Origin of the sequence: Yoonia sp. 208BN28-4, from assembly GCF_037543925.1 — a bacterium.
Lineage (GTDB): Bacteria > Pseudomonadota > Alphaproteobacteria > Rhodobacterales > Rhodobacteraceae > Yoonia.
In genome coordinates this window covers 434,397-460,454 of the sequence record NZ_JBBIFY010000001.1, presented here as the reverse complement: position 1 = coordinate 460,454, position 26,058 = coordinate 434,397, and the positions used below count along the sequence as shown (strand labels likewise).

The window sequence follows — 26,058 nt, the reverse complement described above, 5'->3', positions numbered from 1 at the left end:
AAACGGACAAAGGCGCGCCAGCTTTGGCGCGCCTTTGTCGTATTGAAGATTAATTGTCTGCCGCAGGCTCTTCGTCGCTCAGAACTTCTGCGGGTGTCGTCGCATCAGGCTCGTCCGAATTGTAGGACAGCCAAGTGATGTAACCGACAAAAAGCAGACCCGCGACGATCAGACCAATCATGATCCCCGCCAAGGGACCTTTGTGGCGTTTGGCTTGCTTTTCGACGTCTGTTTGTGGTGCTGACATGTCCACCCTCCTTGATGTGTTGTCTTTATAACGTGATTTGGCCGTTTTTGTTCCGTGTTTGCGGAACTTTTTTGCATGTGCGCGGTTTGTCAAAAAGGGGAGGCCATTATGCCAAAGCAATCCATCATGTCGGTCTGCCTCGTTGTACTGGCAGTTCTCGCTGTCTTTACGATCCTTTCGCAAACCAAAAGTATCTTTGCGCCGGTGGTGTCGTCTTTGCTGTTGGGCGTCGTTCTGACGCCTTTATCAGATTTTTGGGACCGGATCGGTTTGCCGCCCGCTTTGGCAGCTTTCGTATCGGTGTCGCTGGCGATCCTGACGATCCTTGTGCTGATCCTTTTGATCGAACCCTATGTGACGCAGGCCATCAATCAGGCCCCTGTCATCTGGTCGGAATTGCGCGGCACCATCGAGGAATTCAAACGGATGCTGCGCGGACTTGAGGAAATCTCGGAGGATGTGGCAGAGGCGATCGGCGACAACGATGGCGCAGATGCATCAGCCGAAGACGGTGAAAGTGCGGCACCCGTGGTTCTGCCCTCACTGACAGATGCGTTGTTCCTTGCCCCGCATTTTGCGGCGCAATTCCTGATCTTTTCGGGCACGCTGTATTTCTTCCTCATGACCCGCAACAGCATTTACGACTGGGTCACGCAGACCTTCTCGCGCTTTGGCGAGGACGAGTTGCGTGACGCAGCCAAGCAGGTGGCCAAGTATGTTCTGACCATCAGCGCCATCAACTTTGTCTTTGGTTTCTGCGTCGCCATCGCGATGCAGCTGATCGGAATGCCGTCGCCCATGCTGTGGGGCATCCTTGCCTTTGCCCTGAACTTTATCCTGTATCTTGGGCCTATTTCGCTGATCGGCATGCTGCTGATCACCGGGATCGTGGTCTTTGATGGTGTGGCCAGCTTCCTGCCCGCCGCGATGTATATGGCGATGAACGCGGTTGAGGCGCAGTTTGTAACGCCGACGCTTGTCGGGAAAAGCCTGTCGGTGAACCCGCTGCTGGTATTCTTGTCACTCGTGTTCTGGCTGTGGCTGTGGGGGCCGATTGGCGGCATCATCGCGATCCCGCTTCTGATCTGGTCGATGACAGTGCTGGAAAGTCTGCTGAGCCATCCAGCCGAAGATCATGTCTTGGACGAAAGGGAAGCGGCCTAGAAGTCCGGCGTGTCCGGAACGAACTCGGCTGCTTTGAACTGCACCACCATTTCATAGAATTCTTCGGTGTGATGGACGTCGATCTTGGCGCCAAGCTGGATGACAAAAGCGTTGATCAGTTGCGCGCCAAGTCCGGTGCTTTCCGATATTGGCGCATCACCGATAGAGTTCACCAACGTCAGCGTACAGTTTGATCCGTCACGCTTGAGCGATGCGCGGACCCACAGTTTACCTTCGGGGTCACGGCCCAGATACTTCATCGCATTTGTCATGCCTTCGGCGGACAGCAGCGACAGCGGCACGGCCTGATCGGGGAACAGGAGCACCGGATCAATGTCTTTCGTTACGACAAGATCAGTGTCCGTTTCCGTTGCCACCTCAACCGATTTCTCGACAATTTCCCGCAGCAACGCGCCCACATCAACCCGTCCGCCGTTTTGCGACTGGTACAGATCGCGGTGGATAGTTGCGAGGCTTAGAATACGGTCCTGCAAGCGCGCCAAAACCTGCTTTGTCTCGTTCTCCTGCGCGGCGCGGATCTGCATGTTCATGATCGACGAGATCAGTTGCAAATTGTTTTTGGTGCGGTGGTGCACCTCTTTGATCAGCACGTTCTTTTCGCGCACCGAATTTTCCAGTTTCGCCTCGTCACGCAAAATATCGTCGGTCATGCGTTCGAAATTTTCGTTCAAAGAAACAAACTCGTTGGGCATGGAAATAGGTTTGTTACTGGTCGACACCGTGCGGTGGGTCGCGAAATTGTCCATGTCTTTGCGCAGCCGCGCGATATGGCGTAGCACGAACGTGTAGATCGACATCAACGCCACCAGCATGCTGGCAATCCACATCAGGATCGGGAACACCGCCGGTTTGATGATATCGGTGGCGCGGCTGGCGACGCCGCCTGCCGTGCTCCAGGATGCGAGGATCGACGCGGGGCTGCCTTTGATAGCGACCACAGTGTAGGTCCGCTCCTCTCCGCTTTCGTTCAGGCCACGAAACGATGTGTCAGGTCCGCTGGCCAAATCAATCAGGAAACGGTTTGCAGGCAGTTCTTCGGCGGCAGCCTCAAGGCCGTTTTTCGCTGTGAGAATGACGCCATCGTCGGAGAAGATCACCAATTCCATTAGGCCCAGATCAGCGAATTTACCGTTGATCTGCGGCACCGTGTTATGCGGGATCGAGAATGACACCAGACCGGCAAACTGCCCGTCGATGTTATAGGGCTCGGACAGCACAAACACGGGCTGCATACTGGCTGGCCCTTGGGTGTTAACGACAATGGTCTGTTCGCCCGCTTCCATCAGTGGTCCGAAATTGGGCCAACCGCTGAAATCGTAGGTTTTACCGTCAGAGGCGCAGGTCACGACACCGTCCCGCGGCAGGAACGCGACAAAGCTATATTCGCTGTCACCGGTTGTGTAGGTGCTGAGGTAGTCGACGCAGGCGTCCTCGGACGCTGTAAGTTCAGACGCAAGCCCAGCAAGACCGCGCGCCGCACCAATGGCGCGTGCGATGATCAGCTCTTCGGCCTTGGCCGCACGTTCGGTCAGCGCCAGCAATGCAAGCTCTGCCTTGATCTCGGCCTCGCTTGCCACACGGTTGGTCTGATAGATCGCAATGGTGCCCAGCGGCAAAAGCGCAAGCGTCAACAGACACACGACCTGAACCCGCAGGCTGTTGTACCACTTTGGGCCCATTAAGACGGGATACCGCGATTTCCGACGACGGCCATTGTCGCGCTATCAGTCAATTCCAACGCTTCGTCGTCGTTCAGCTTGAGCATTTCGGCCAGTTTATTGCGTGCGCGGTTCACGCGGCTTTTAATCGTGCCTGTCGCCACGCCACACATTTTGCCTGCATCTTCGTAGGAAAACCCGTTGGCTCCTACAAGGATCAGCGCCTCGCGATGTTCATCGGGAAGCTGGTCAAAGGCGCGTTTGAAATCGTGCATTTGCAGGCGGCCATCGTGGTCTGGTTTGACCGACAAGCTTTCTGAAAATACGTTGTCCACGTCAGCCACTTCGCGGTTCAGCTTGCGGCGGCTGGTGTAAAAATTGTTGCGCAAAATGGTGAAAAGCCACGCCCGCATGTTGGTGCCGGGCTGGAATTTCTCCATGTTGGTCCACGCTTTCAGCACGGTGTCCTGCATCATATCATCCGCCGTCGCGCGGTTGCGCGTCAGGCTTAGCGCAAAGGCGCGAAGAGCCGGCAGATGCGTAATCAGCTCGTCCTTTGGGTCAAGATCACTCACTTGGTTTCTTTTCCCTGTTTGTCTTGCGCACGCAAAACGGAAAGCAAATCAACGATTTGGCTGGGCATGTCGTCAGACTCAAGCTCCGAAAAGACGGATTTGAGGTTCTGGTCGATAAATTCGGCTATACGCGCCTCTTTTGGGTCTTTATCGCTTGTCATTACACAACCATGCCTAACTAATTTGATACTAGGGTAGCCAACTAAGGGAACCAACTGTAGCGTATAACGTTCGGTTCCGTGAATATTCTTTAAAAAGGTCGACAAATGAACAACAGTGCATCCGAGGCGGGATTTTCCGATCTGATCGCCAGCGAACTGCCATATCTTCGGCGTTACTCACGTGCTTTGACCGGATCACAGTCGCGCGGGGACAAGTACACTGTCGCCACGCTTGAGATGCTCCTGAAGGACCGCTCACCTTTCGATAACGAAGACCCGGTGAAGGTCAATTTGTTCAAGTGTTTCCACGCCATCTGGACGACGACGGGCCAGCAATTCAGCGAGCCTGACGACAGCCTGCGTGGCCGCGCCGAAGGCCTGCTTGCCAAGTTGACTGCCAACTCCCGAGAGGCGCTTTTGCTGCGCACCATCGAAGAGTTCAGCCTCGACCAGATTGCCAAGATCATGCAGATCGATGTTGAAGAGGCGCGCCGGTTGATCACCGCCGCCAATACCGAACTGGCCGAAAGTGTCAAAGGCCGCGTAATGATCATCGAGGACGAGCCGATCATCGCAGCTGACCTCACCGCGATTGTGTCAGACCTTGGCCACGAAGTGACCGGCGTTGCGCGCACACACAAAGAAGCAATCGAACTTGCCGATGAAGCGACAGCCGACCTGATCCTCGCCGATATCCAGCTTGCGGATAACTCTTCCGGTATCGAGGCGGTGAACGAACTTTTGCAGAAGATGGACGTGCCGGTGATCTTCATCACAGCCTTCCCAGAGCGTTTGCTGACAGGCGACCGGCCAGAGCCTGCGTTCCTGATCTCAAAGCCGTTCCAGGAAGCTCAGGTTCAATCAGCGGTCAGTCAGGCGATGTTCTTTGCGTCCACAGCAACGCTGAAAAACTAAACCGAACCAATTCTACGAAAAAAGCCCGCGCTTGTCACAAGCGCGGGCTTTTTTGTGCGATGAGCGGATGCGGTCAGGCGGAAATCGCCTTGAGCATCCATGCTGCCTGTTCGTGAAATGCAGATCGGGCCGTGGCCAGATCAGCGGTCACCGGATCGTTGTGTTCTTCGGCGATCTTGATGAGCGCGTGCAAGCGATGGGCCACACGTTCATGATCATCGGCCAGAATGGTGCACATTTCACCAGCCGCCGGATTTGGGTTGTTGTCTTCAATCACCGATTTGCTGATGACCTCGGCCATGGTGTTCGGTGCCAGTTGCCCAACGGCGCGGATACGCTCTGCCAACTCGTCTGCAGCTTTGAACATATTGCTGTATTGTTCATCCGTCAGATTGTGGATCGCAAAAAACAGCGGACCTTCCACGTTCCAGTGATAGGCGTGTGTCTTGAACGTCAACCGGTAGGTATCAGCCAAAACATTGGTCAGCCCTTCCGCGATGGTTTTGGGCTCTCTGACGCCAGAGGAAATGTCCTTTGGCTCTGATACGACATTAAGTGCGTGTGTCATTGCAAACTCTCCTTTCGGTTATCCGCGCACGGCGCGGACGATCAACGTGCCGACAAAAAGCAGCAAGAAGAAGAAGAACAGAATTTGCGCGATCCCCGCAGATGCCGATGCAATTCCGCCGAAGCCGAACAACGCGGCGATCAAGGCGACAGCAAGGAATGTAAGTGCATAACCTAACATAATTTTACTCCGTTTTGTCTCATTGGGGTGCAGTCTCGTGCTGCGATTTCTGCAGAACCAACGGCGCTTGGCGGTCTAGGTTCCGACTCTTTTCCAAAACTCTATCGGGAACCCAAAAGGTGTTGCTGCGTTAGGAGGGCAAGACCATTTTAAAGGAGGAGACAAATATGAGTTCTTCGACACAGAACGTGAACGGCAAAACGAACGCACCAAACAGCGACGATCTTGCCGAACAGATTAAGATTCTGCGCGACGATCTTGGGTCGCTGACCCAGACCATCGCCGACATGGGCCGAGCAACCGGAGAGAACGCTGTGAACGCTGCAAAAAGCAAAGTGAACGACGTGCGCGATGCCGCAATGGACCGCGCCGAAACTGCCCAACTGCATGCAATGGAAGTGAAAAACCAGGCAGATGACTTTATCCGCACGCAGCCGGCAACGGCCCTTGGCGTAGCAGCAGGTCTTGGCTTTCTCGTCGGCTTTATGAGCTCGCGGAGATAAGCATGTTTGGTATTCGCAAGAAAGTCGCGGGTACTGCAAAAAAAGCGGGTCTCCTGACAGGGGGCCTGCTTCTTTGCATGGTTGGGGCAGCGTTCCTGACAGTCGCCGGATGGATCACATTGGTTCCGATGATCGGCCTTGAAACGACAGCGTTTGTCATCTCGGCGATCTATTTCGGGCTGGGTCTTATCCTGTTGGGCGTGGCATCGTCATCCGATGACAGCAGCACGTCTGAAAGCGTGTCACCCAGCGTGAAGGCCAGCGCCACATCTTCCGCGCCGAAGCCTGACTCGCCCACCTCACCAGAGGCGCCACCGCTGATGCAGGCGTTTATGTATGGTCTGCAGGCGGGCTCTCAGGCCGAGAAGGCACGGCATTAGCGATCGACCGGACAATCATATCGGTCGTGAACGGCGTATGCACAATCGCGGCGGGGTAAGGCGTTTCGACGTGGCCACCCACAAAGATGAACCGGCATCCGTAGACTGCCATGTCTTCCAGCACCGTCGCACCATCGCCCGCGGCAAGCTGGCTGTTGATGATCAAGACGTGATCTGAATCGGGGCGCGGCATAATGCGTGACAGTTCTGCAATGGTGCCTGCTGAAATGAGGTCGCAGTCAGGAAAAGCCTGACGGACGGTATCCACCAAGTCCAAACTGACCAAAGGGTCAGGTTCAACTATCACAAACAAATATTTCACGAAGCGTCCCTTGCTACGCCCTCTGAATACGTCTGATGCAGAAGGTCCGCTATAATATTTGACATAGGAAGGACGGAATAATTTGTCGACCAAATGCCAGAATTGCCCGCTGCGCCGCCGCGATGCGTTTGTTCCCATGTCCAGCGACGACCTGTCCTTCATGCAAAAATTCAAGGTGGGTGAACTGGTGGTAAACGCCGGCACGCCGATTTTGATGGAGGGGTCCAATAGTCCCCAGCTGTACACCGCACTGCATGGCATGGGCCTGCGTTATAAAATTCTTCCCAACGGTGCGCGCCAGGTCATCAACCTGATTTTTCCCGGTGATTTCATTGGCCTTCAGGCGGGTGTCATGGGCGAAATGGGCCATTCGGTGCAAGCGACCACCAATATGACGCTGTGCGTTTTTGATCGCGCGGCAATCTGGTCGCTGTTCCGCGAGCGCCCGAAACGGGCATATGATCTGACATGGCTGGCCGCCGCAGAAGAACATTTTCTGGGCGATATGCTTTCAACCTTGGGGCAGCGCAATGCAATTCAGGCGGTATCGTGGGCGTTGACGCGCACGTTCTTGCGCGGCCAGTCGCTTGGGCTTGTCCACAACGACGAAATGAAATTCCCGTACAAGCAACAGGATCTCGCTGACGCTCTTGGTCTTTCACTTGTTCATACGAACAAAACGCTTGGCCGGATCAGAAGTCAGCAGTTGGCCGACTGGTCTGACGGTATGCTGCGGATCAACGCGCTGGAAAAGCTGGCCGAAATCGCCATGGTCGAGGATTTGACCGTCGACGCACGCCCGATCATGTAAGTCGCGGACCGCGCCTTTACAAAATCAGGCGCAGCTTGAAGGATGGTGATCCGTTCACCGCATTTCATGGATCGTCCGCTTGCGCATTCTTCACACCGCTGACCTGCACCTTGGCCGCCAGTTGCACGGATTTTCGCTGGCTGACGACCATCAGGCGGTGCTGGATCAGATTGTCGCCGCGCTGTCGGACCACCAGCCGGATGTGTTTATTATCGCGGGCGATGTGTTCGACCGGCCTATGCCGCCCGCCAGTGCGCAGCGGCAATTCAACGCCTTTCTTAATCAGGCGCGGCGCGTTTCGCAGGCCGCCATTGTCATCAGTGCAGGCAACCACGACAGCGCCGACCGGATCGAAGCGATGGCCATCATGGCCGATCCTGAAAAAGACCTCATCCGTGGCGCGCTGATGCCGCAGGAACCGGCGCTGATCTTGCAAGATGCCCACGGTTCAGTTGCCATCTCGGCGGTGCCATTTGCCTATGAACATGCCGCGAAAGAATGTTTTAACGATCCAGAAATCGCGTCGCCCGAGGATGTTCTGAAGGCCCAGATCGCATCGGCGCGCGCGCAGGTGCCTGACGGCGCGCGCTGGATTATCGTGGCCCACGGGTTTGTTGCTGGCGGACAGACCAGCGACGCCGAAAAGGCGCTGACGCGTGTCGGCGGGATCGAATATGTGGCGGCAAATGTATTTGACGGGGCCAGCTATGTCGCCCTGGGTCACCTGCACCGCCCGCAAAAGGCAGGTGGCGATCACATACGCTATTCCGGTGCGCCGCTGGCGCTTGGCTTTGATGAGGCTGGCGCGGAAAAGTCGCTGGCTTTGGTTGATCTGGCCGCCGATGGCAGTGTGGATATCACGCCCATTCCGATCACCCCGCGCCGCCAATTGCGCAAACTGCGCGGTAAATTGGCAGAGCTTTTGGCGGGTGTTCCGTCGGACGATTATGTGCACGCCGTGCTCACCGACGATACCCCTCAGTTAGACCCGATGAAGCGCCTGCGGGACCGGTTTCCCAATACCTGCATCATCACCTATGCGCGCGAAGAGGATCGCGCGGCTGGCACCACGCAGGCGGACGCTGGACAAACCCTTCTGGACGATCCGACATCGCTGATCGACGCGTTTTTGTCGCTTACCCGTCAGACAGCGGCCAGCGCGGCAGAGCGCCCGTTGATTGCTCAGGCTCTTGACCGGATCGATACAAGTGAAGACGCCACATGAAACCGGTGCGCCTTGAAATGACGGCCTTCGGGCCATTTGCAAAAACCGAAGTGGTTGATTTCCGTCCTGCTGTCAGCGCCGGATTGTTCGGGATCTATGGCCCCACAGGTGCAGGTAAATCGTCCATTTTTACCGCGATGACGTTTGCGCTTTTCGGTGAAAGCGCGAAACGCGGGCAGGACAGCCGCGCGTTGCGGTCCGATCACGCGCATCGTGCCACCATGACCCGCGTGTTTTTCATCTTTGAACTGGGTGCCAAGCGATACGTGATCCTGCGCACGCCAGAACAGGCCCGCCCGAAAATTCATGGTGACGGCGAGACAAAGCAAGGGCATGAAGCCTCGCTTTTTGATGCCAGCGATATCGCGGTGGACGATATCACGCCTGAGAACTGCGGGCGTGTGATCGCTGAAAAGAAGGTCGGTGTCGTCAATTCCGCCGTGCAGGATCTGCTTGGGTATGGTCCTGTCCAGTTTCGCCAGATCGTGCTGTTGCCACAAGGTGAGTTTGAAAAGTTTCTGGTGTCCGGCACATCCGAGCGGATCGCGATTTTGCGCCAGCTGTTTGACGTGACCCGTTACCGCAAGCTTGAGGAATGGTTCAAAGACGCCGCGCACAAAGCGGATGGCGTAATCCGCGAGGCAAGCACAAAGTACATCGGACGGCTGGAAGGTGAAGGCTTTGATAGCGTCACGGCTCTGGCCGATGGAATCGCTGCCGCTGACACAATCCTGAACGACGCGACCAAGATCGAAGCGCAGGCACAGGTGCATCAGGCCGACACCGCGAAGGCATTACAGGCCGCAACGGATTTGAATGCTGCATTTGATGCCCAAATCGGGGCACAGGCGCGATTGGTTGAGTTGATTGCGCAGGAAGGTGAAATCGCAAATGTCAGGGCCGCCCTGCGCGATGCGCAACAGGCCGCTGGGTTGCGCGATATTGCCGCCCAGCGCGCACGGGTCAAACAGGACTTGCTAGAGGCACAGGCCGAGGAAAAACGCACCAGAACAACAGCGCAAGAGGCGCAGTCGCAATCGGATCAGGCAGCGGCGCGGCTGGCTGCACTTCAGCACGATGCGCCACAGATTGAGGGTTTGAAACAAAAACGTGCCGATTTGACGCGCCACCAGCAGACCCTTCAAAAGTCGCAAGGCCAGCTTCGTGCCGTGCAAGACGCGCAGACCGCACGAAAGCAAGCGGATCACGCTGTTACCGTGACCAAGGACCGGCTTGCGACCCTGACAACCGATCTTGCTGCGGCACACGCCCGCCGCGAGGCTGTGCGCGAAACGGCGCAGACGCGGGCCGATTTGACGGTGCGCAAGGCGCAAGCAGATGCAATGCTGACCAACGCGCGGGCCTATGCCAAGGCGCAGACCAACGCGACAAAAGCGCAAGAGGCCGTCACCGCAAGTCGCGAGAAAGACGACGCTGCCCGAACTGTTCTGCAATCCGCAGAGGTTGAATTTGCCGTGGCCGAAGCAAATCTGGCGCAGGTACAGGCGATCCATCTGGCTGAAAAGCTACAAGCAAATGCGCCCTGCCCCGTATGTGGCGGAACCGATCATCCACAGCCTGCGACAGGCGATGCCGAGGGACGCGGCCTGACCGAAGCTTTCCGGCAAAAGCAAGCCACCCTGCAAGATGCTGCGCGGCAAATGCAATCGGCAGCACATGACTATTCGGTCGCGCAAGCTTTGGCACAGGATCGGGCCGCACAGTTGAAGGCCTTGACTACACCGGCACTGAATCTTGAGAGCTGCCAGCAAGCGGTCACGGATGTGGATGCGGCGCTTGCTGCATTGCCGGACGATGCGGATGCGGCGAAACTAGGCAGTCAGATTGATGCGCTCACTGTGCAAAAGGCTGATCTGGATACGCAGATCGAAACTGCTGCACGGACAGCACAAGAGGCGATAACTGCGCTGGCTGTGGCACAGCAATCCTACGATGATGCGATTGCCACAATCCCAGAACAGTTGCGGAGCGGTGACGCACTTGCCCATGACATTGCTGGTGTCACGGATGACATCATAAGGCGCGAAACAGCGTTATCGGACGCACATGCAGCCGCACAGACCGACCGCGATGCCGCCATTTCTGCGGCGAAAGATGCGCAGGCCGCGCAGGCGACACTTGCGAAATGCGAGGCCGAAGAAGCGACCACCGCACAGCATTTCGCGGACCGATTGGCGCAGGCAGGGCTGACGCCGGAAAGCTATGCCAAGCATGCGCAACAGGTTGATCAGATTCCGCATTTCGAAAAGGTAATCGAGACCTATCACGCTGATATTGCCGTCGCCAAAGCCAACAAGGCCAGCGCCGATGAAAAGATTGGCGGACACGAAAGGCCCGATCTGACAGCAGCGCAGGCCACGCAGGATGCCGCGGCACAAGCAACTCAGGCCGCGACCGAAACCAAAGGCGAGGCCCGTAAGGCCCGCGATCACCTTCTGCAATTACAGGCGTCAATCGCAGACGAGATCGCGCGTATCAGCGCGTTGGAAGACGAAACAGCGCCTTTGCGTGAGTTGGCGACGCGGTTCAACGGGCAGGTTGAACCACGGCTGACGCTTGAGACTTTCGCCATTCAGGCCATGTTTGCACAGGTGCTTGAGGCCGCGAACCTGCGGCTGGCCCCGATGAGTAGCGGTCGCTACCGGCTGGAAATTCAGGACGAGAACTTGAAAGGTGCGGCCAAACGCGGGCTGGGGATACAGGTGTTCGATCTGTGGACTGGCAAGCCGCGTGGCACGGCGGATATTTCGGGTGGTGAGACATTTATTGCAGCGCTTGCGCTGGCGTTGGGCCTGTCGGACGTGGTGGAGCGTAATGCGGGCAGCATCCGGCTAGACACGATTTTCATCGACGAAGGCTTTGGCAGTCTGGACGGTGAAGACGGGTCAGGCACGCTGGATCAGGTGTTGGAAACGCTTACGCAAACGGCAGGACAGGCCCGTGCAGTGGGGCTGATCTCGCATGTCAGTATGGTGAAAGAGGCGATCCCCAACGGTTTCCAGATCGAAAAGACACCGCGCGGCAGCCATATCAGGGTGCGTGACGAAAACGATGTCAGTTAAGTAGAGCGGGGGCACATCAATGCGCCCCCGCCCGTTGTGTTAGATATCTTCCAGATCAAAACGGTCATTATCCATGACCTTGACCCATGCCGCGACGAAGTCCGCCACAAACTTGTCGGCCGCATCGGCAGAGGCGTAGACCTCTGACACAGCGCGCAGGATAGAGTTGGACCCGAACAGAAGATCGACAGAAGAGCCTGTCCATTTCTTTTCGCCAGTTGCCGCATCCACACCGTCATAGCTGTCCTTGGACGTCGCTTTCCACGTGGTGTTCATATCCAACAGGTTGGTGAAATAGGCATTGTTCAGCTGACCGGGTGTGGTCGTGAATACGCCGCGATCCGACCCGTCCGTATTGGCACCAAGCACACGCAGACCACCAACAAGCACTGTCATTTCCGGACCCGTCAGACCCAGCAGTTGCGCCTTGTCCACCAGCAATTCGGCAGGCGTGCGCGTGTTGCGATCGTGGTCATAGAAGTTGCGGAAACCGTCTGCCTTTGGCTCCAGCCACGCGTAGCTTTCCTCATCGGTCATTTCTTGCGTGGCGTCCGTGCGGCCCGGGTGGAACGGCACTGTCACATCGTGACCTGCATCCTTAGCCGCCTTCTCGACAGCGGCGGAACCACCAAGCACGATCAGATCGGCCATGGATACCTTTTTGCCATCGGTCGCAGCGGCGTTGAACGCCTCTTGCACGGCCTGCACCTTATTCAGCATCGCAGGCAACTGGTCAGGGCGGTTAGCATCCCAGCCGTTTGCAGGTGACAGGCGGATCCGTGCACCGTTGGCACCACCGCGCATGTCGGACTTGCGGTAAGATGCAGAGGCCGACCACGCGAGGAACACCAGATCAGACACTGACAGACCGCAATCCAGCAATTTGCCTTTCAGGTCGGAAATATCACTGGCATCAATCAGCTTGTGATCCACTTCTGGCACGGGATCCTGCCACAGTTCAGGCTCAGCCGGCACAAGCGGGCCAAGGCCACGGACGTAAGGGCCCATGTCGCGGTGGGTCAGCTTGTACCATGCCTTCTGGAACGCCTTGGCAAATTCGTCAGGGTTCTTGTGGAACCGCTCACAAATCTCGCGGTAGGTGGGGTCTTCTTTCAGCGCGATGTCGGACGTGAACATCGTTGGCATGTTCATCTTGCCTTCAACGTGCGCGTCTGGCGTCGTCTCTTGTGCGCCCTTCGGGAACCACTGGTGCGCACCGCCGGAGCCTTTGCTCAGTTCCCATTCATAGCCGAACAGGTTGTCGAAATAGCCCATGTCCCACTGGATCGGGTTATTTGTCCAAGCGCCTTCAAGACCGGACGTGATTGCATGCTCGCCTTTGCCGGACTGGTAGGTGTTTTTCCAGCCAAGTGCCTGCTCTTCCAAGCCAGCACCTTCGGGTTCCGCACCGACATAGGCCTCGGGATCAGCGGCGCCGTGCGCCTTGCCGAATGTGTGACCACCGGCGGCAAGTGCCACGGTTTCTTCGTCGTTCATCGCCATACGGCTGAACGTCTCGCGGATATCGGCAGCGGATGCCAGTGGATCGGGTGTGCCGTTTGGCCCTTCGGGGTTCACATAGATCAGGCCCATCTGCACCGCACCCAGAACGCCGACCAGCTCGCGACCGTCCTCGTAGCGTTCGTCGTCCAGCCATTCGGTTTCCGGACCCCAGTAGATGTCCTCTTCCGGCTCCCAGATATCCTCGCGGCCACCAGCGTAACCGAACGTGGGCAGGCCCATCGATTCAATCGCGACGTTGCCGGTCAGAATCATCAGGTCGGCCCACGAGATTTTGCGGCCATACTTCTGCTTAATCGGCCACAGCAGGCGGCGCGCCTTATCAAGGTTGCCGTTGTCGGGCCAGGAGTTCAGAGGCGCGAACCGCAGGTTACCCGCACCCGCACCACCGCGACCATCGCCCACGCGATAGGTGCCGGCAGAGTGCCACGCCATGCGGATAAAGAACGGGCCGTAGTGGCCGTAGTCCGCTGGCCAAAACTCCTGACTGTCCGTCATCAGCGCGTGCAGGTCGGCCTTCACAGCCTCCAGATCAAGCGTCTTGAATTCGGCGCGATAGTCAAAATCCTCGCCCATCGGGTCTGACATTGGCGTATTCTGGTGCAGCATCTTGAGGTTCAGTGCATTGGGCCACCAATGCTGGATGGCCGTCGTGCCGCGCGCGCTGTGCTGGTCTTTGCCACCCAGCACAGGGCATTTCATTGCCTTGCCGCCGTCCAGATTTCCGTCTGATCCGTCCATGATTCTTTCCTCCGGTATGTGAATTTGGAATTGTTCTAACAAGTCAGCGTGATTAGTTTAAGTTAAATATTCTGATTGATATGATAAGAAAGCCTTATGGCAAATCCAACGCTGAAACAGTTCAGATACTTCGCCGCCCTGTCGCGCTATCGCCACTTCGGGCGGGCGGCTGATGCCTGCGCCATTTCGCAGCCCGCGCTATCGATGCAGGTCAAGGAACTGGAACAGACGCTTGGCACTGCACTGCTGGAACGTGGCGGGCGTGACGTGCGGCTGACCCCCTTTGGCGAGGTGGTAGCCAGCCGCGCGGCTGCAATCCTGCAATCTGTGGAAGAGATCGAGGACTTGGCGCGCGCGTCACATGCAACGCTGTCAGGGCGGCTGCGGATCGGCGTTATTCCGACGATTGCGCCATACCTGCTGCCCCGTCTGATCGGTGATCTGGGCCGCGATTACCCCGGTCTGGATATCCAGATTCGCGAGACGCAAACGCAAACCCTGATGGACGAACTGACCGCCGGACAGATTGACACCGCTATTCTGGCGCTCCCCGTATCAGCCCCTGCATTCACCGAGGTTGCGCTGTTTGACGAGGCGTTCGTGCTTGTGCGGCCTGCCGCAGACGCCGACAAACCCGTCCCGAACCGTGCGATGTTGCGCGAAATGCGGTTGCTGCTGCTTGAAGAAGGGCATTGCTTTCGCGAACAGGCGCTTTCGTTTTGCAACGCCCCGTCGGTGCGCGAATGGGGCGGCATGGACGGATCATCGCTGTCGACGCTGGTGCAGATGGTCGGCGCTGGCATGGGGGTGACGCTGCTGCCGGAAATGGCGATCAACGTCGAAAGCCGCTCTGCCCCTGTGGCGATTGGCACCTTTCCCGACCCGCAACCCACCCGCACCATCGGGATGATCTGGCGCAAGACCAATCCGCTGGCCGACCAACTGGCCGAGGTGGCGCGTGTGGTGAAGGACGCGGGTCAAGCCCTGCGCCCGCGCACATAGCAGTTGCGACAGCGCCCGTTGCTTTGACGGCCCCTCGCAGCATATCAAAGTGCAACACTGATGAAGGAGCGACGCGCATGGCAAAGGCAGATATCGGGCTTGTGGGCCTTGGTACGATGGGATCGGCGCTTGCGCTTAATATTGCGGACAACAGTTTCGACATCGCCGTGTTCAACCGCACGACCGAAAAGGTGCACAGCTTTCACGATGAGGCGGGCGATCTGGCCGATCACATCACGCCGACCGAAACGCTTGAAGAATTCGTTGCAGCGCTGAAAACGCCGCGTGCGATCATCCTGATGGTTCCTGCCGGAAAGCCCGTGGACGGGCAGATTGATGCGCTGCGCCCGCTTCTGGATGATGACGATCTGATTATCGACGCAGGTAACGCCAATTTCCACGACACCATCGCCCGCATGGAATGTGCCACTGGCCCGTTTCTGGGCATCGGCGTGTCAGGTGGTGAAGAAGGCGCGCTCTTTGGCCCCGCGATCATGGGCGGCGGCAAGCGCGAACATTGGGACCGCGTGGCACCGATCCTTGAGGCGATTGCCGCTGATTACAAAGGCACACCTTGCGCCACCTGGATGGGCGAAGAAGGGGCAGGCCATTTTGTAAAGGCCGTGCACAACGGAATCGAATACGCCGATATGCAGATGATCGCCGAGGTTTATGGCATTATGCGCGACGGGCTTGGCATGGATATGGCAAGTATCGGCGATACCTTTGCGCGCTGGAACGAAGGGCCGCTTCAGTCGTATCTGGTCGAAATATCGGGCGAGGTGGCCTCGGCCACCGACAGCAAAACCGGCAAGCCGATCTTGGACGTGATCCTTGATGCGGCAGGGCAAAAAGGCACAGGCCGCTGGACCGCGATTGAGGCACAACATCTGGCGGCACCCGTCCCAGCGATCGAGGCCGCGATTGTGGCCCGCAACCTGTCATCGCGCAAAGACGAACGCGCCATGGGCGAGAGCCTGTTTGGCGCGGGACCGCAATCAATCCTGCAAGGTGCGGTCACGCTCGATCAATTGGAGCAGGCGTTAATCGCAGGCAAGGTGATTTGTTACGCGCAGGGCTTTGCGATGATTGCGGCGGCGTCAGACAATTACGGCTGGGCGCTGCCGCTGCCGAAGATCGCTGAAAACTGGCGCGCGGGGTGCATCATCCGCTCGGCGATGCTAGATGACATGGCCTCGGCGCTGACAGAGGACGGGACTCGCAACCTGATGTTCGCCCCTGCCTTCGCGCAATACCTCAAAGACAACCACGGCGCGTTGCGGCAGGTCGTATCGGTGGGCACCTTACACGGCATCGCGATGCCTGCACTTGCCTCCGGCGTGGCCTATTTCGACGCCATGCGCACCGGACGCGGCACGGCGGATATGATTCAGGGCCAGCGTGACTTCTTCGGGCGGCACGGCTTCGGGCGCGTGGACGCATCGGGTGATGATCATCATGGGCCGTGGGACGACTAGGACGGTTTGGCCTTTTCGAGATAGGCATCCATCGCTGGCTTGTAATGCGCCAGTTCGTCTGTGACGGGTGCAAACCCGTGCAAGCGTTTGTCGTAGTCCAGCACCGCTTGGGGCCACGTGACCGGTACGCCGACGTCTGTTTCAAATGCGCGAATCCACGCAAATGTCACCGCAAACCCGCAATCGCAAAGCCAAAGGCGTTGGGGGTCAAGCGGACTGTTGTCCAGCAACAGCACCAGCGCCTCGAGGTGTTTTGTAATCGCATTGCCAAGCGCCTGCACCGTCGCCGCGTCGCGGGTTTCATAGGCGACCTGCGGGTAAATCGCGCGCACCGCAGGCTCCAGCCGTGTGTCATGGAACCGGCCCATCTCGCGGGCCTTGGCGCGCAGTTGCACAGTGTCAGGCAGCATTGGCACGTCTGGAAAGGCTTCGTTCAGGTATTCCGCAATCGCCTCGCTGTCGGCCAGCATAAAGCCGTCATGCACCATGGCGGGCAGGTTGCCGGAAGGCACAATCGCCTTATATTCTGCCGATCCGTAACCGCCGGGAGGGGGCAACTCTTCCCACTTCAGACCCTTGTGACGCATCGCAACGCGCAGTTTGGCGCAGTAGGTGGCAACGGGAACGGAATAGATCGTGATCATGGAGTTGACCTTTCGTGTGGCATGAAAAAAGGGCCGGTGCTGCTGCAACCGGCCCTTTTATGACATCGTGAATTATTCAGCCAGAAGCTGCCATTTCACGCCAAGATCGTCAAAGAAACCCTGTTCCTGCTTGAGCGTGATCCATGTGTTGACGTAGTTGATCCAGACCTGATCATCTTGCGGCAACAGCATGGCGATCGGCGTCGGCGCACGGCCTTCATCCACAGGCACGATCATCAGTTGCTCGTATTGTGCGACCAGTTGGTTGGCCTCGACGTTGGACGTGATGTTGGCATCCGCACGGCCCGACAGCACCTCCTGAAAATCGCGCGCTGGCGCTTCAACGATGCGGTGCGTCGCGTCGGGGAAGAACTGTTTGACCTGCGTTTCCTGCGTTGTGCCTAGCGTGGCGGCCACAGACACATCCGCGTTGTTCAGGCTTTCCCAGCTGTCAAAGCGATCGGCATTTTCGGTCAGCGTCAGCGGGACGGTTACAAGGCTGAAATAGCTGTCGGAGTAACCCGCAGCCTTTGCGCGCGCGGGCGATACGGATGCCGAACCGGTGATATGATACTGGCCGGAGGTCACACCCGCGACGAGTGTCTTCCAATCGGTTGGAACAAACTCAACCTCGACGCCCAGATCGGCGGCAAGGGCGGTCATGACATCAATGTCATATCCTTCATATGTGTTGGTCGCCACATCGCGCATAGTCATCGGGTTCCAGTCGCCGGTTGTGCCGACTTTCAACACACCTTCTGACAAGATTTCGTTCAGCGCGGATTGCGCGGTGGCCTGCACGGCGCTGACAGCCAGAACGGCAGTCGCGGCGGCAATTTTCAAAAATTTCATGGTTTTCCCTTCCATCGGAGCACTTGTTAGCTAGTTTGCCTGATAGGTTTGTGAATGGAAACAGCCGAAAAATGTCGTAAAGGTCGCATTGCGCTGACGTTTGCGTGACCGCCTTGAAAGGCCGAAAAGATGACCTCGCAAACCGATCCGATCATCGCCATGCGCGATGTTTCCAAATTTTTCGGCGATTTTCAGGCTCTGAATGATGTGTCATTAGACATAGCTTTGGGCGAGCGTGTGGTTGTGTGTGGCCCGTCCGGGTCGGGCAAGTCCACGCTGATCCGCTGCATCAACCGGCTTGAAGCACACGAAAGCGGCCAGATCATCGTCGATGGCACGACCCTGACAGGCGATCGCGATACGCTTGATAAAATTCGCGGCACCGTGGGCATGGTTTTTCAACAGTTCAATCTGTTTCCGCATCTGACGGTGCTTGAGAACCTCACCCTTGGCCCGCGCCGCGTTCTGGGCCTGACCGAGAAAGACGCAAATGCACGCGGCATGAAATATCTCGAACGCGTGCAAATCCCCGATCAGGCCAACAAGTTTCCGCGCCAGTTGTCGGGTGGGCAGCAACAGCGTGTGGCCATTGCCCGGTCGCTATGTATGGAACCGCGGATCATGCTGTTCGACGAACCCACATCGGCACTAGACCCAGAGATGATCGCCGAGGTGTTGGACGTTATGACCGAACTGGCCCAAAGCGGCATGACCATGATTGTTGTCACCCACGAGATGGGTTTTGCCCGCCGTGTCGCCGACAAGATGGTATTTATGGACAAGGGCGAGATTGTCGAGGTTGGCGCGCCCGAAGACGTTTTCACAAAGCCCAAGTCAGAGCGTTTCGGCCAATTCCTGCAACAAATTTTAAATCACTAGGGGGCGGTATGATGAAACGCTTATTCTCGTTCCTGACCCTTGGTGTGCTGATGGCGGGCTGTTCGGGCAACTGGGGTTGGTACGTGGTGAACCCCGCCACGACGTCTGGCTACAACAACCTGAAATTCATGCTCTCCGGCGCGATCTACACGATCCAGCTGTCCGTAACCGCAATCCTGATCTCAGTGATCGTCGGTCTGCTGGTCGCCTTACCGGGCCTGTCAGAGAAAAAAGGCTGGCGGGCGTTCAACCGCACCTACGTGGAAGTGGTGCGCGCCGTGCCGATCCTTGTTCTGATCCTGTGGGTTTACTACGGCCTGCCCACGCTTTCCGGCATCACGCTTTCAGTATTTTGGGCCGGTGTGATCGCCTTGGCACTGTCTGACAGCGCGTTTGAGGCCGAAATTTTCCGCGCTGGCATCCAGTCCATCGATAAGGGGCAATACGAGGCGTCGCAGTCTATATCGCTCAGCTACAGCGACACGATGCGCTATGTCATCCTGCCGCAAGCGATCCGTCGCATCCTGCCCGCTTTGGGCAATCAGTTGGTCTATATGCTCAAGATGTCGTCGCTGGTGTCCGTCATCGGCATGCAGGAACTGACGCGCAAGGCCAATGAATTGGTCGTGTCCGAATACAGACCCTTGGAAATCTACACGATCCTTGTGCTGGAATATCTGGTGCTGATCCTGATCGTATCGGCTGGCGTGCGCTATCTGGAACGCCGCCTGAACGCGAGCGCCGCATGAGCGCGGCTGTCAAAGACGACCTGACCACGGGCGGCATGGCCGAACATTTTCGCAATCTTGCGATCCCCGCCGCCTTTGGCATGCTGTTTTCCACGCTCTACAATGTTGTTGACGTCTATTGGGCGGGCCGCCTTTCAACCGAAGCGCAGGCCGGTTTGGCCATCGGATTTCAAGCGTTTTTCATCCTGATGGCCGTAGGCTTTGGCCTTGGCTCGGCCATGTCGGCGCTGGTCAGCAACGCGAAAGGCAAGAAGGACGACAAAAGCACGCGACGGATCGCGGCGCAGGGCCTGTCATTTGGCGTATTGGCGACGCTTTCGTTCATGGTCATCGGCTGGATCGGCGGGCCATACCTGATCCAGCTTGTGTCAGAAGAAGGCGGTTATCGCGATGCCGCCACGGGCTATTTCCGCTTCCTGATCTTTGCCCTACCGGGGTTCTTCTTGGCTTATGGCGGCAACGGTATTCTACAGGCGCATGGCGATAGCCGGTCACTGCAACGCGGGCTCATGGCCGCGTTTTTCCTCAACATCGGGCTGAACCCGCTCCTGATGTTTGGCATTCCGGGCGTGTGGGATGGCATGGGTTTCAACGGCATCGCGGTATCCACGATCATCAGTCAGACCCTTGTGATGCTCTGGATCATGTCACGGATATTCAAGCTGGACATGATGAGCGGGATCAAACGGTCCGAGTTCGTGCCCGACCTTGGCACGTACCGCGAAATCGTGGCGCAATTACTGCCCTCAAGCACCGCAATGATCGTCATGTTCGTGTCGGGTTTCGTTGTGCAATACGCGCTGAAAGGCTTCGGCGAAGAGGCGATTGCCGCCTACGGTGTTGCCCTGCGGATCGAACAGATTTTGCTGCTGCCAGTGCTGGGCATGACGGGCGCGCTGCTGCCGATTGCGGGTCAAAATTTCGGGGCAGAAGCATTTGACCGCGTGCGTGATGCGCTATGGTTCTGCTGGAAAATTGGCTTTGCCATGTCCGTCATCGCCATGCCCGCGCTGTGGTTCGGGGGGCGTTTTGCCATGGGCCTGTTTACAGAGGACGACGCCGTCATCGACATCGGAGTCAGCTACCTGCGGGTCGATGCGTTTCTGTTCCCGATCTACATGATGCTGTTTGCGATTAACTCACTTTTGCAAGGGCTGAAACGGCCCGTCTGGACCCTGTGGATCAGTATTTACCGGCAAGGATTTGGCGTCGCGTTCTTCATCTACGTCTTCATCAGTCTGCTGGGCTTTGACGTCTGGGGTGTCTGGCTGGGTATCGCAGTTGCGGTCACGACAGGCTGGATCATCGCGCTTTTCATCGCCGCCCGCATTGCAGGTGAAGAAATCGGCGGCTTACGATCCGCCGCTGCCTAACCTCCCCTGACCGTTTCGATCATGAGGCTGACGTTGTCTGGTGATGCGTCTGGCGTGATGCCGTGTCCGAGGTTGAAGATGTGGGGGCCTTTTGAGAGGGCTTGGCAGATGCGGCGTGTTTCCGCGATCAGATCGTCGCCGCCGGTGACCATGTGGGAGGACTTCAGGTTGCCTTGCACGCAGCCGCCGGTCTGCACGTTTGCGGCGGCCCATGCGGCATCCACGCCGTCGTCAATGGCGATGCAGTCCGCGCCGATGGCCGCGTGGGTGCCGGCGTAACGCTCACCCGCGCCACGCGGGAAGGCGATGATCGGCGTGTCGGGGTGCTTGGCCTTCAGCGCGGCTGTGATCTGCGCCATCGGCTTGATCGAGTAGTTGATGAAGTCGTCGTCTTTTAGCGATCCGGCCCAGCTATCAAAAAGCTTCACCACTTCAGCGCCTGCATCAATCTGCGCGCTCAGATAGTGGATCGTGGCCTGCGTGATCCTGTCTAGCACCGCTTCGAACAGCGGGGTGTTCTCGGCCTTCAGCGCATGCGCTGGGCCTTGATCCGGCGTGCCCTGCCCCGCGATCATATAGGTCGCCACCGTCCACGGCGCACCGGCAAAGCCGATCAGCGTGGTCTCGTCAGGTAGCTCACGGCTCAGGATTTTCACCGTCTCGTAGACCGGCGACAGATGGTCGTGGATCGCAGCCGCCGGCTTGAGTTTGTCAAAGTCGCCTTGGCTGGTGATCGTCGACAGCCGCGGCCCCTCGCCCGTCACAAACCACAGGTCAGCCCCCAGCGCCTGTGGCACCAGCAGAATATCCGCAAACAGGATCGCCGCATCAAACCCGTAGCGCCGGATCGGTTGCAACGTCACCTCTGCCGCCAGATCAGGATTATAACACAACGACAGAAAGTCACCCGCCTGTGCACGGGTGGCCTTGTATTCGGGCAGATACCGGCCTGCCTGCCGCATCATCCAGATGGGCGGTGTGGGCAGCGTTTCACCGGCAAGGGCGCGCAGAATGGTCTTTTGTGCAGTCATAGGGGAGATGTCCTAAAGAGGCCTTAACAGGGGCGAGAGAAGTTGCCCCACCTTGCACCGACAGGCCATGTGGACACAACAGTTGTCAGGCCAGATTGACGGCTTTAGGAATGGCGTAACACGTAAGGAAACGCCCATGCCACTTGATCTGCCCACCCCTGCCAAACCGCTGATGATCGGCACGCGCGGCTCCCCCCTTGCGCTGGCGCAGGCGCACGAGACACGGTCGCGGCTGGCCCATGCGTTTGACCTGCCGTTCGAGGCCTTCACCATCGTTGTGATCAAGACCACGGGCGACAAAATCATCGACCGGCCCTTAAAAGAGATCGGCGGTAAGGGTTTATTCACCCGCGAGATCGAAGATGCGATGTTGAAGGGAGAGATCGACATCGCGGTCCACTCGATGAAGGACATGCCGACGCTGCAACCGGATGGTCTGCTGCTGGATACCTATTTGCCGCGCGAGGATGTGCGCGATGCGTTTATCTCGCCCACGCACGGCGCGCTGGCTGACTTGCCGGCTGGCACGGTTGTGGGCACGTCATCCTTGCGCCGTCGGGCGCAGCTGAAGCTGCGGCGCCCCGATCTTGAGGTGGTGGAGTTCCGCGGCAACCTGCAAACGCGGCTGATGAAGCTGGACCAGGGCGTGGCTGCGGCGACGTTCCTTGCGATGGCCGGTCTGAACCGATTGAAGATGGACGAGGTGTCAGCCACCGCGATCAGTGAGGACGACATGCTGCCCGCCGTGGCCCAAGGCGCCATCGGGATCGAACGCCGCATGGACGACACCCGCGTGGCCGCAATGCTCGAGGCGATCCACGACGGACCCACAGGTCAACGCCTCGCCGCCGAACGCGCCTTCCTCAAAGCCCTCGACGGATCATGCGAAACACCCATCGCAGGCCTCGCCACCCTCAACGGCTCCACCCTCACCCTGCGCGGCGAAGTCCTCCGCCCAGACGGATCAGACGCCATCACCGACACCGCGACATGTGCCATTGAGGATGGCCCAGACGCAGGCGCGCAGATGGCAGCGCAAATGCTCACCGAAGCAGGCGAAGGCTTCTTCGACTGGCGGGGGTGATCAGGGCGTTGCGTTGAAGACGAACAGTGCTTCACCTGCGATGCGGTAGCCGTCGATCAGCTCACGCGCAGCATTGCTGGTCAGCCAATTTTCCAGCCGCTCTGCCCCGGAAGCGTTCACATGCGGATGGAGGTCAGCACTGACCGGCAGGTAGGCATATTGGTTGAACAGCGCGGGATCGCCAGAAAACAGCAGCGCAAGGTTTGCCTGATTTCCAAAATTTAGCCAGCTTGCACGATCCGCTAGGATATAGGCATCAAGCCCGGCGGCGGTGTTGAGAGAAGCCCCCATCCCAGCGCCCACTTCGCGATACCACGCGCTGAATTGCGCAGGCTCCAGTCCGGCCGATTGCCACTGGGATTGCTCAGCCTTGTGGGTACCGCTTTCATCCCCACGGCTGACAAAAGGGGCTTTTGCTTGCGCGATGGCCTGAAACGCCTCGCTTGCGGTGGTGGCGGTTGCGATGGCTGCGGGGTCATTTTGTGGCCCGACAAGAACGAAATCATTATACATGATCTCGCGCCTGTGGGTGCCGAACCCGTCGGCGACAAACGCCTCTTCTGCGGCACGCGCATGCACAAAGATCGCGTCAACATCGCCCGCTTGTCCCAAACGGATGGCCTGCCCCGTTCCCACCACCAAAAGCTGAACGGCCAAGCCCGTGTCGCGTTCGATATGCGGGAGCAAAACATCCGCCAGACCGGAGTTTTCGAACGACGTGGTCACGGCCAACTTCACCGTCTCGGCAGTTAGCGAAGTTGCCGTGACAACAGCCAGCAGGATTGCACACAAACGCATCATCATTCGACAATATCCCCACGCAAGAAAGCCTGCAAAGCCGCCGTTTGCGGCGTTGCAAAGATGTCAGGCGCGACGCCCGTTTCATGGACGACGCCCCCCAGCATGAACAGCACATCTGTCGCCAGTCGTCTGGCTTGACCGATATCATGCGTGGCCATCATGATACGCGTGCCGCGGTCAAGAGTTTGGGTCAGCAGTGTTTCGATCTCTTTCGTGGCGCGGCCATCCAGATTAGCACATGGTTCATCTAGAAACAGCACCGCCGGATCGCTGATAAGCGCGCGGGCAAGGGCAAGTTTCTGACGCTCGCCGCCTGACAGGCGCGTGGCTTGCATGGATTTTGCGTCTGACAGGGCAATACGCGCCAGCCATTGCGTGACCAGATCGTCAATCTCGCCGGTGGGGCGTTTGGCCAGCATCAGCGGGTAGCGCAAATTATCGGCCACAGAGCGGCGGAGCATGATCGGTTGCTGGAACACATAAGCTTGCAGATCGCGGGCCTGTGCGGCGGGGATTGCCCAGTTGATTTGACCGGTACTGAGACGCTCCACCCCGTGAATGGCGCGCAGGAGCGTCGTTTTTCCAGACCCGTTTGGCCCCATCACCACGGTCAGGCCGGACCCGCCGATCTGGTGGGTCACGGGGCCAAGGATTGTCTTGCCATGACGCCGGACCGACACGTCACGTAGATGCAGTGGAAACATTTCAACTACCATCGGCGACCCCGTTCTGTCCGTGAAATCCAGTGGATTGCCAGATTGACCAGAACTGCAATCCCTATCAGCACAAAACCGAGGCCCAGCGCGAGGGCAAAATCGCCTTTGCCTGTTTCCAGCGCAATTGCGGTTGTCAGGACGCGGGTTGCGTTGTCGATGTTTCCGCCCACGATCATGATCGCGCCCACCTCTCCAATCGCGCGGCCAAACCCTGCAAGTGCGGCTGTCAGCAAGTTGCGGCGCCCGTCCCACATCAGCGTTTTGACCCGCTGCCATTTGCTGGTGTTCAAAGAAATCAGCAGATCATGATATTCCGCCCACAGTTCCCGCATCGCCTGATGTGTGATCGACGCAATCAGAGGTGTGATGATAATGACTTGTGCGATGATCATTGCGGTTGGCGTGAACAAAAGGCCAAGCACGCCAAACGGGCCGGAGCGCGACAGCAGGATATAGACGATCAGCCCGACAACCACCGGCGGCAAGCCCATCAGCGCATTGATGAACGCGATCAAAAGGCGGCGGTGCCGAAAGCGATAGACAGCCAGAAACGTGCCAAACGGGATTGCCATGCAGCAGGCGATCACCAGCGCCGAAAGCGAAACTTGCAGGGACCGCAGGCTGATCGCAATCAGGTCGCTGTCGCCCGTTACGACAAGCCAGAACGCAGCTCGCAATCCTTCCACGATGTCGAACATGTTTCGCCTTTGCCCGCTTCACGCCTTGACAGAATGAGCGAGGGCTATTGGGAATTAACGGCGCTGTCTATAATTTATGCTAAACGTGCGGGTCCGCGTTTGTCGTAACACACCGCGCATGACCAATGCGCATTTTACACAGCACCTTTCGCTTGCCCGCCCACAACCGCAGGATGCGCCCGACCTGTTTGCCATTATGGGTAATACAGCGACGATGGAACACGCGAAATCCCATGGCTCGGGCAGTGAAACCAGCCGGATGGTCGCCCAAAACGCAGCACAATGCAGCAGTGTAGGATACGCGCCGTGGGTGATTAGGTTGACACATGACGACAGGATCGTCGGATATGGTGGTCTGCTTGGTGAGACCGGAAATCCGGACGCCGGAGCACAGCTTTTGTTTCACTTTCGCCCCGGTGAAAACAGTGACATCTACGCTGTCGAGCTTGCAGAATTCGCCCTGCACCGCGCAGATCACGTGCTTGGCCTGCCGACGGTGACGGCGTTGGCGCATCCACTGGATCGGGCGCGGCATGATGTCCTGAAACAGGTTGGTTTTGCATCAGCAGAGTTTGTGCCCGCTTTGCAAAGGTATCGCTACATCCGGCGGGCGGGCGATGTGAGGCAATCCGCCACAGCCCCTACAAGCCAATAACCACAACCATAACAAGACATT

27 protein-coding genes are annotated in these 26,058 nt (G+C 57.9%); 14 read left to right on the top strand and 13 right to left on the bottom strand.

The window, feature by feature from the left end:
* Positions 1-49 precede the first annotated feature (49 nt).
* Entirely contained in the window at positions 50-247 is a 198-nt protein-coding gene (locus V8J84_RS02240; RefSeq protein ID WP_339927971.1) for a hypothetical protein, read from the bottom strand.
* 108 nt (positions 248-355) lie between these two features.
* Here V8J84_RS02240 and V8J84_RS02235 point away from each other — a divergent pair, with 108 nt between their 5' ends.
* Positions 356-1,411 (top strand): AI-2E family transporter, encoded by a 1,056-nt coding sequence (locus V8J84_RS02235; protein ID WP_339927970.1) that lies wholly within the window; start codon positions 356-358, stop codon positions 1,409-1,411.
* Here the strand turns inward: V8J84_RS02235 and V8J84_RS02230 are convergent.
* Positions 1,408-3,111 carry a sensor histidine kinase gene (locus V8J84_RS02230; protein ID WP_339927969.1) on the bottom strand — a complete coding sequence of 568 codons (1,704 nt, stop codon included), beginning with the start codon at positions 3,109-3,111 and terminating at the stop codon, positions 1,408-1,410. The two genes, V8J84_RS02235 and V8J84_RS02230, sit on opposite strands and share 4 nt — an antisense overlap.
* Positions 3,111-3,665: an RNA polymerase sigma factor gene (locus tag V8J84_RS02225; RefSeq protein WP_339927968.1), complete on the bottom strand. Its 555-nt coding sequence runs from the start codon at positions 3,663-3,665 to the stop codon at positions 3,111-3,113. The genes V8J84_RS02230 and V8J84_RS02225 overlap by 1 nt, the downstream gene beginning before the upstream one ends.
* Positions 3,666-3,931: 266 nt before the next feature.
* On the opposite strand from V8J84_RS02225, the gene V8J84_RS02220 reads away from it, so the two are divergent.
* Complete coding sequence (locus tag V8J84_RS02220; protein ID WP_339927967.1) at positions 3,932-4,741, top strand: response regulator; 810 nt, start codon at positions 3,932-3,934, stop codon at positions 4,739-4,741.
* A gap of 73 nt (positions 4,742-4,814) precedes the next feature.
* Here V8J84_RS02220 and V8J84_RS02215 read toward each other — a convergent pair whose 3' ends face one another.
* Positions 4,815-5,309 carry a Dps family protein gene (locus V8J84_RS02215; RefSeq protein ID WP_339927966.1) on the bottom strand — a complete coding sequence of 165 codons (495 nt, stop codon included), beginning with the start codon at positions 5,307-5,309 and terminating at the stop codon, positions 4,815-4,817.
* An 18-nt stretch (positions 5,310-5,327) separates the two neighbouring features.
* Positions 5,328-5,489, bottom strand: a complete 162-nt coding sequence (locus V8J84_RS02210) for a DUF1328 domain-containing protein (RefSeq protein WP_339927965.1) — start codon at positions 5,487-5,489, stop codon at positions 5,328-5,330.
* A 167-nt stretch (positions 5,490-5,656) separates the two neighbouring features.
* On the opposite strand from V8J84_RS02210, the gene V8J84_RS02205 reads away from it, so the two are divergent.
* Both V8J84_RS02205 and V8J84_RS02200 read left to right on the top strand, forming a co-directional pair.
* A complete protein-coding gene (locus tag V8J84_RS02205) occupies positions 5,657-5,992 on the top strand; it encodes a DUF883 family protein (protein ID WP_339927964.1) in 336 nt (111 codons plus the stop codon).
* Positions 5,993-5,994: 2 nt separating this feature from the next.
* Positions 5,995-6,372 (top strand): hypothetical protein, encoded by a 378-nt coding sequence (locus tag V8J84_RS02200; RefSeq protein ID WP_339927963.1) that lies wholly within the window; start codon positions 5,995-5,997, stop codon positions 6,370-6,372.
* On the opposite strand, the gene V8J84_RS02195 is transcribed toward V8J84_RS02200, so the two are convergent.
* Positions 6,323-6,565, bottom strand: coding sequence for a hypothetical protein (locus tag V8J84_RS02195; RefSeq protein ID WP_339927962.1), 243 nt, complete (start codon positions 6,563-6,565; stop codon positions 6,323-6,325). The two genes, V8J84_RS02200 and V8J84_RS02195, sit on opposite strands and share 50 nt — an antisense overlap.
* A 265-nt stretch (positions 6,566-6,830) precedes the next feature.
* Between V8J84_RS02195 and V8J84_RS02190 the strand changes: the two genes are divergently transcribed.
* The 3 genes from V8J84_RS02190 (at position 6,831) to V8J84_RS02180 (ending at position 11,813) form a co-directional block, all read left to right on the top strand.
* Positions 6,831-7,505 (top strand): Crp/Fnr family transcriptional regulator, encoded by a 675-nt coding sequence (locus V8J84_RS02190; protein WP_339927961.1) that lies wholly within the window; start codon positions 6,831-6,833, stop codon positions 7,503-7,505.
* Positions 7,506-7,584: 79 nt separating this feature from the next.
* Positions 7,585-8,730 carry an exonuclease SbcCD subunit D gene (locus tag V8J84_RS02185; RefSeq protein ID WP_339927960.1) on the top strand — a complete coding sequence of 382 codons (1,146 nt, stop codon included), beginning with the start codon at positions 7,585-7,587 and terminating at the stop codon, positions 8,728-8,730.
* Positions 8,727-11,813, top strand: a complete 3,087-nt coding sequence (locus tag V8J84_RS02180) for an SMC family ATPase (RefSeq protein WP_339927959.1) — start codon at positions 8,727-8,729, stop codon at positions 11,811-11,813. The genes V8J84_RS02185 and V8J84_RS02180 overlap by 4 nt, the downstream gene beginning before the upstream one ends.
* Positions 11,814-11,852: 39 nt before the next feature.
* Here V8J84_RS02180 and katG read toward each other — a convergent pair whose 3' ends face one another.
* On the bottom strand, positions 11,853-14,075 hold the full coding sequence (gene katG / locus V8J84_RS02175; protein WP_339927958.1) for a catalase/peroxidase HPI: 2,223 nt from the start codon (positions 14,073-14,075) through the stop codon (positions 11,853-11,855).
* Between the two features lie 96 nt (positions 14,076-14,171).
* Between katG and V8J84_RS02170 the strand changes: the two genes are divergently transcribed.
* Complete coding sequence (locus tag V8J84_RS02170) at positions 14,172-15,077, top strand: LysR substrate-binding domain-containing protein (protein ID WP_339927957.1); 906 nt, start codon at positions 14,172-14,174, stop codon at positions 15,075-15,077.
* A 77-nt stretch (positions 15,078-15,154) separates the two neighbouring features.
* Positions 15,155-16,555: an NADP-dependent phosphogluconate dehydrogenase gene (gene gndA, locus V8J84_RS02165; protein ID WP_339927956.1), complete on the top strand. Its 1,401-nt coding sequence runs from the start codon at positions 15,155-15,157 to the stop codon at positions 16,553-16,555.
* On the opposite strand, the gene V8J84_RS02160 is transcribed toward gndA, so the two are convergent.
* Both V8J84_RS02160 and V8J84_RS02155 read right to left on the bottom strand, forming a co-directional pair.
* On the bottom strand, positions 16,552-17,199 hold the full coding sequence (locus V8J84_RS02160) for a glutathione S-transferase family protein (RefSeq protein ID WP_339927955.1): 648 nt from the start codon (positions 17,197-17,199) through the stop codon (positions 16,552-16,554). The genes gndA and V8J84_RS02160 overlap by 4 nt on opposite strands.
* A gap of 72 nt (positions 17,200-17,271) precedes the next feature.
* Positions 17,272-18,051, bottom strand: a complete 780-nt coding sequence (locus V8J84_RS02155; protein WP_339927954.1) for a transporter substrate-binding domain-containing protein — start codon at positions 18,049-18,051, stop codon at positions 17,272-17,274.
* A gap of 129 nt (positions 18,052-18,180) precedes the next feature.
* Between V8J84_RS02155 and V8J84_RS02150 the strand changes: the two genes are divergently transcribed.
* The 3 genes from V8J84_RS02150 to V8J84_RS02140 are packed head-to-tail and all read left to right on the top strand — an operon-like array spanning position 18,181 to position 21,052.
* Positions 18,181-18,930, top strand: a complete 750-nt coding sequence (locus tag V8J84_RS02150) for an amino acid ABC transporter ATP-binding protein (RefSeq protein WP_339927953.1) — start codon at positions 18,181-18,183, stop codon at positions 18,928-18,930.
* A gap of 11 nt (positions 18,931-18,941) precedes the next feature.
* Positions 18,942-19,679, top strand: coding sequence for an amino acid ABC transporter permease (locus V8J84_RS02145; protein WP_339927952.1), 738 nt, complete (start codon positions 18,942-18,944; stop codon positions 19,677-19,679).
* Complete coding sequence (locus V8J84_RS02140) at positions 19,676-21,052, top strand: MATE family efflux transporter (RefSeq protein ID WP_339927951.1); 1,377 nt, start codon at positions 19,676-19,678, stop codon at positions 21,050-21,052. Before V8J84_RS02145 ends, V8J84_RS02140 begins: the two co-directional genes overlap by 4 nt.
* Here V8J84_RS02140 and hemE read toward each other — a convergent pair.
* Positions 21,049-22,083: a uroporphyrinogen decarboxylase gene (hemE, locus tag V8J84_RS02135; protein ID WP_339927950.1), complete on the bottom strand. Its 1,035-nt coding sequence runs from the start codon at positions 22,081-22,083 to the stop codon at positions 21,049-21,051. The two genes, V8J84_RS02140 and hemE, sit on opposite strands and share 4 nt — an antisense overlap.
* A 136-nt stretch (positions 22,084-22,219) precedes the next feature.
* On the opposite strand from hemE, the gene hemC reads away from it, so the two are divergent.
* Complete coding sequence (hemC, locus tag V8J84_RS02130; protein WP_339927949.1) at positions 22,220-23,167, top strand: hydroxymethylbilane synthase; 948 nt, start codon at positions 22,220-22,222, stop codon at positions 23,165-23,167.
* On the opposite strand, the gene V8J84_RS02125 is transcribed toward hemC, so the two are convergent.
* The 3 genes from V8J84_RS02125 to V8J84_RS02115 are packed head-to-tail and all read right to left on the bottom strand — an operon-like array spanning position 23,168 to position 25,382.
* Positions 23,168-23,971, bottom strand: a complete 804-nt coding sequence (locus tag V8J84_RS02125; protein WP_339927948.1) for a substrate-binding domain-containing protein — start codon at positions 23,969-23,971, stop codon at positions 23,168-23,170.
* Positions 23,968-24,672: an ATP-binding cassette domain-containing protein gene (locus tag V8J84_RS02120; protein WP_339927947.1), complete on the bottom strand. Its 705-nt coding sequence runs from the start codon at positions 24,670-24,672 to the stop codon at positions 23,968-23,970. Before V8J84_RS02120 ends, V8J84_RS02125 begins: the two co-directional genes overlap by 4 nt.
* 5 nt (positions 24,673-24,677) lie before the next feature.
* Positions 24,678-25,382 (bottom strand): ABC transporter permease, encoded by a 705-nt coding sequence (locus V8J84_RS02115; protein ID WP_339927946.1) that lies wholly within the window; start codon positions 25,380-25,382, stop codon positions 24,678-24,680.
* A 118-nt stretch (positions 25,383-25,500) separates the two neighbouring features.
* Here V8J84_RS02115 and V8J84_RS02110 point away from each other — a divergent pair, with 118 nt between their 5' ends.
* The gene (locus V8J84_RS02110; protein ID WP_339927945.1) at positions 25,501-26,037 is read left to right on the top strand and encodes a GNAT family N-acetyltransferase; all 537 of its coding nucleotides are present in this window, start codon (positions 25,501-25,503) and stop codon (positions 26,035-26,037) included.
* The last annotated feature ends 21 nt before the right edge of the window (positions 26,038-26,058 follow it).

Excerpts from the sequence above, each read along its gene's own strand:
- V8J84_RS02240 (WP_339927971.1), bottom strand. The coding sequence starts at position 247 with ATGTCAGCACCACAAACAGACGTCGAAAAGCAAGCCAAACGCCACAAA.
- V8J84_RS02235 (WP_339927970.1), top strand. The coding sequence starts at position 356 with ATGCCAAAGCAATCCATCATGTCGGTCTGCCTCGTTGTACTGGCAGTT.
- V8J84_RS02230 (WP_339927969.1), bottom strand. The coding sequence starts at position 3,111 with ATGGGCCCAAAGTGGTACAACAGCCTGCGGGTTCAGGTCGTGTGTCTG.
- V8J84_RS02220 (WP_339927967.1), top strand. The coding sequence starts at position 3,932 with ATGAACAACAGTGCATCCGAGGCGGGATTTTCCGATCTGATCGCCAGC.
- V8J84_RS02215 (WP_339927966.1), bottom strand. The coding sequence starts at position 5,309 with ATGACACACGCACTTAATGTCGTATCAGAGCCAAAGGACATTTCCTCT.
- V8J84_RS02210 (WP_339927965.1), bottom strand. The coding sequence starts at position 5,489 with ATGTTAGGTTATGCACTTACATTCCTTGCTGTCGCCTTGATCGCCGCG.
- V8J84_RS02205 (WP_339927964.1), top strand. The coding sequence starts at position 5,657 with ATGAGTTCTTCGACACAGAACGTGAACGGCAAAACGAACGCACCAAAC.
- V8J84_RS02200 (WP_339927963.1), top strand. The coding sequence starts at position 5,995 with ATGTTTGGTATTCGCAAGAAAGTCGCGGGTACTGCAAAAAAAGCGGGT.
- V8J84_RS02195 (WP_339927962.1), bottom strand. The coding sequence starts at position 6,565 with ATGCCGCGCCCCGATTCAGATCACGTCTTGATCATCAACAGCCAGCTT.
- V8J84_RS02190 (WP_339927961.1), top strand. The coding sequence starts at position 6,831 with ATGTCCAGCGACGACCTGTCCTTCATGCAAAAATTCAAGGTGGGTGAA.
- V8J84_RS02180 (WP_339927959.1), top strand. The coding sequence starts at position 8,727 with ATGAAACCGGTGCGCCTTGAAATGACGGCCTTCGGGCCATTTGCAAAA.
- katG (WP_339927958.1), bottom strand. The coding sequence starts at position 14,075 with ATGGACGGATCAGACGGAAATCTGGACGGCGGCAAGGCAATGAAATGC.
- V8J84_RS02170 (WP_339927957.1), top strand. The coding sequence starts at position 14,172 with ATGGCAAATCCAACGCTGAAACAGTTCAGATACTTCGCCGCCCTGTCG.
- gndA (WP_339927956.1), top strand. The coding sequence starts at position 15,155 with ATGGCAAAGGCAGATATCGGGCTTGTGGGCCTTGGTACGATGGGATCG.
- V8J84_RS02160 (WP_339927955.1), bottom strand. The coding sequence starts at position 17,199 with ATGATCACGATCTATTCCGTTCCCGTTGCCACCTACTGCGCCAAACTG.
- V8J84_RS02155 (WP_339927954.1), bottom strand. The coding sequence starts at position 18,051 with ATGAAATTTTTGAAAATTGCCGCCGCGACTGCCGTTCTGGCTGTCAGC.
- V8J84_RS02150 (WP_339927953.1), top strand. The coding sequence starts at position 18,181 with ATGACCTCGCAAACCGATCCGATCATCGCCATGCGCGATGTTTCCAAA.
- V8J84_RS02145 (WP_339927952.1), top strand. The coding sequence starts at position 18,942 with ATGAAACGCTTATTCTCGTTCCTGACCCTTGGTGTGCTGATGGCGGGC.
- V8J84_RS02140 (WP_339927951.1), top strand. The coding sequence starts at position 19,676 with ATGAGCGCGGCTGTCAAAGACGACCTGACCACGGGCGGCATGGCCGAA.
- hemE (WP_339927950.1), bottom strand. The coding sequence starts at position 22,083 with ATGACTGCACAAAAGACCATTCTGCGCGCCCTTGCCGGTGAAACGCTG.
- hemC (WP_339927949.1), top strand. The coding sequence starts at position 22,220 with ATGCCACTTGATCTGCCCACCCCTGCCAAACCGCTGATGATCGGCACG.
- V8J84_RS02125 (WP_339927948.1), bottom strand. The coding sequence starts at position 23,971 with ATGATGATGCGTTTGTGTGCAATCCTGCTGGCTGTTGTCACGGCAACT.
- V8J84_RS02120 (WP_339927947.1), bottom strand. The coding sequence starts at position 24,672 with ATGTTTCCACTGCATCTACGTGACGTGTCGGTCCGGCGTCATGGCAAG.
- V8J84_RS02115 (WP_339927946.1), bottom strand. The coding sequence starts at position 25,382 with ATGTTCGACATCGTGGAAGGATTGCGAGCTGCGTTCTGGCTTGTCGTA.
- V8J84_RS02110 (WP_339927945.1), top strand. The coding sequence starts at position 25,501 with ATGACCAATGCGCATTTTACACAGCACCTTTCGCTTGCCCGCCCACAA.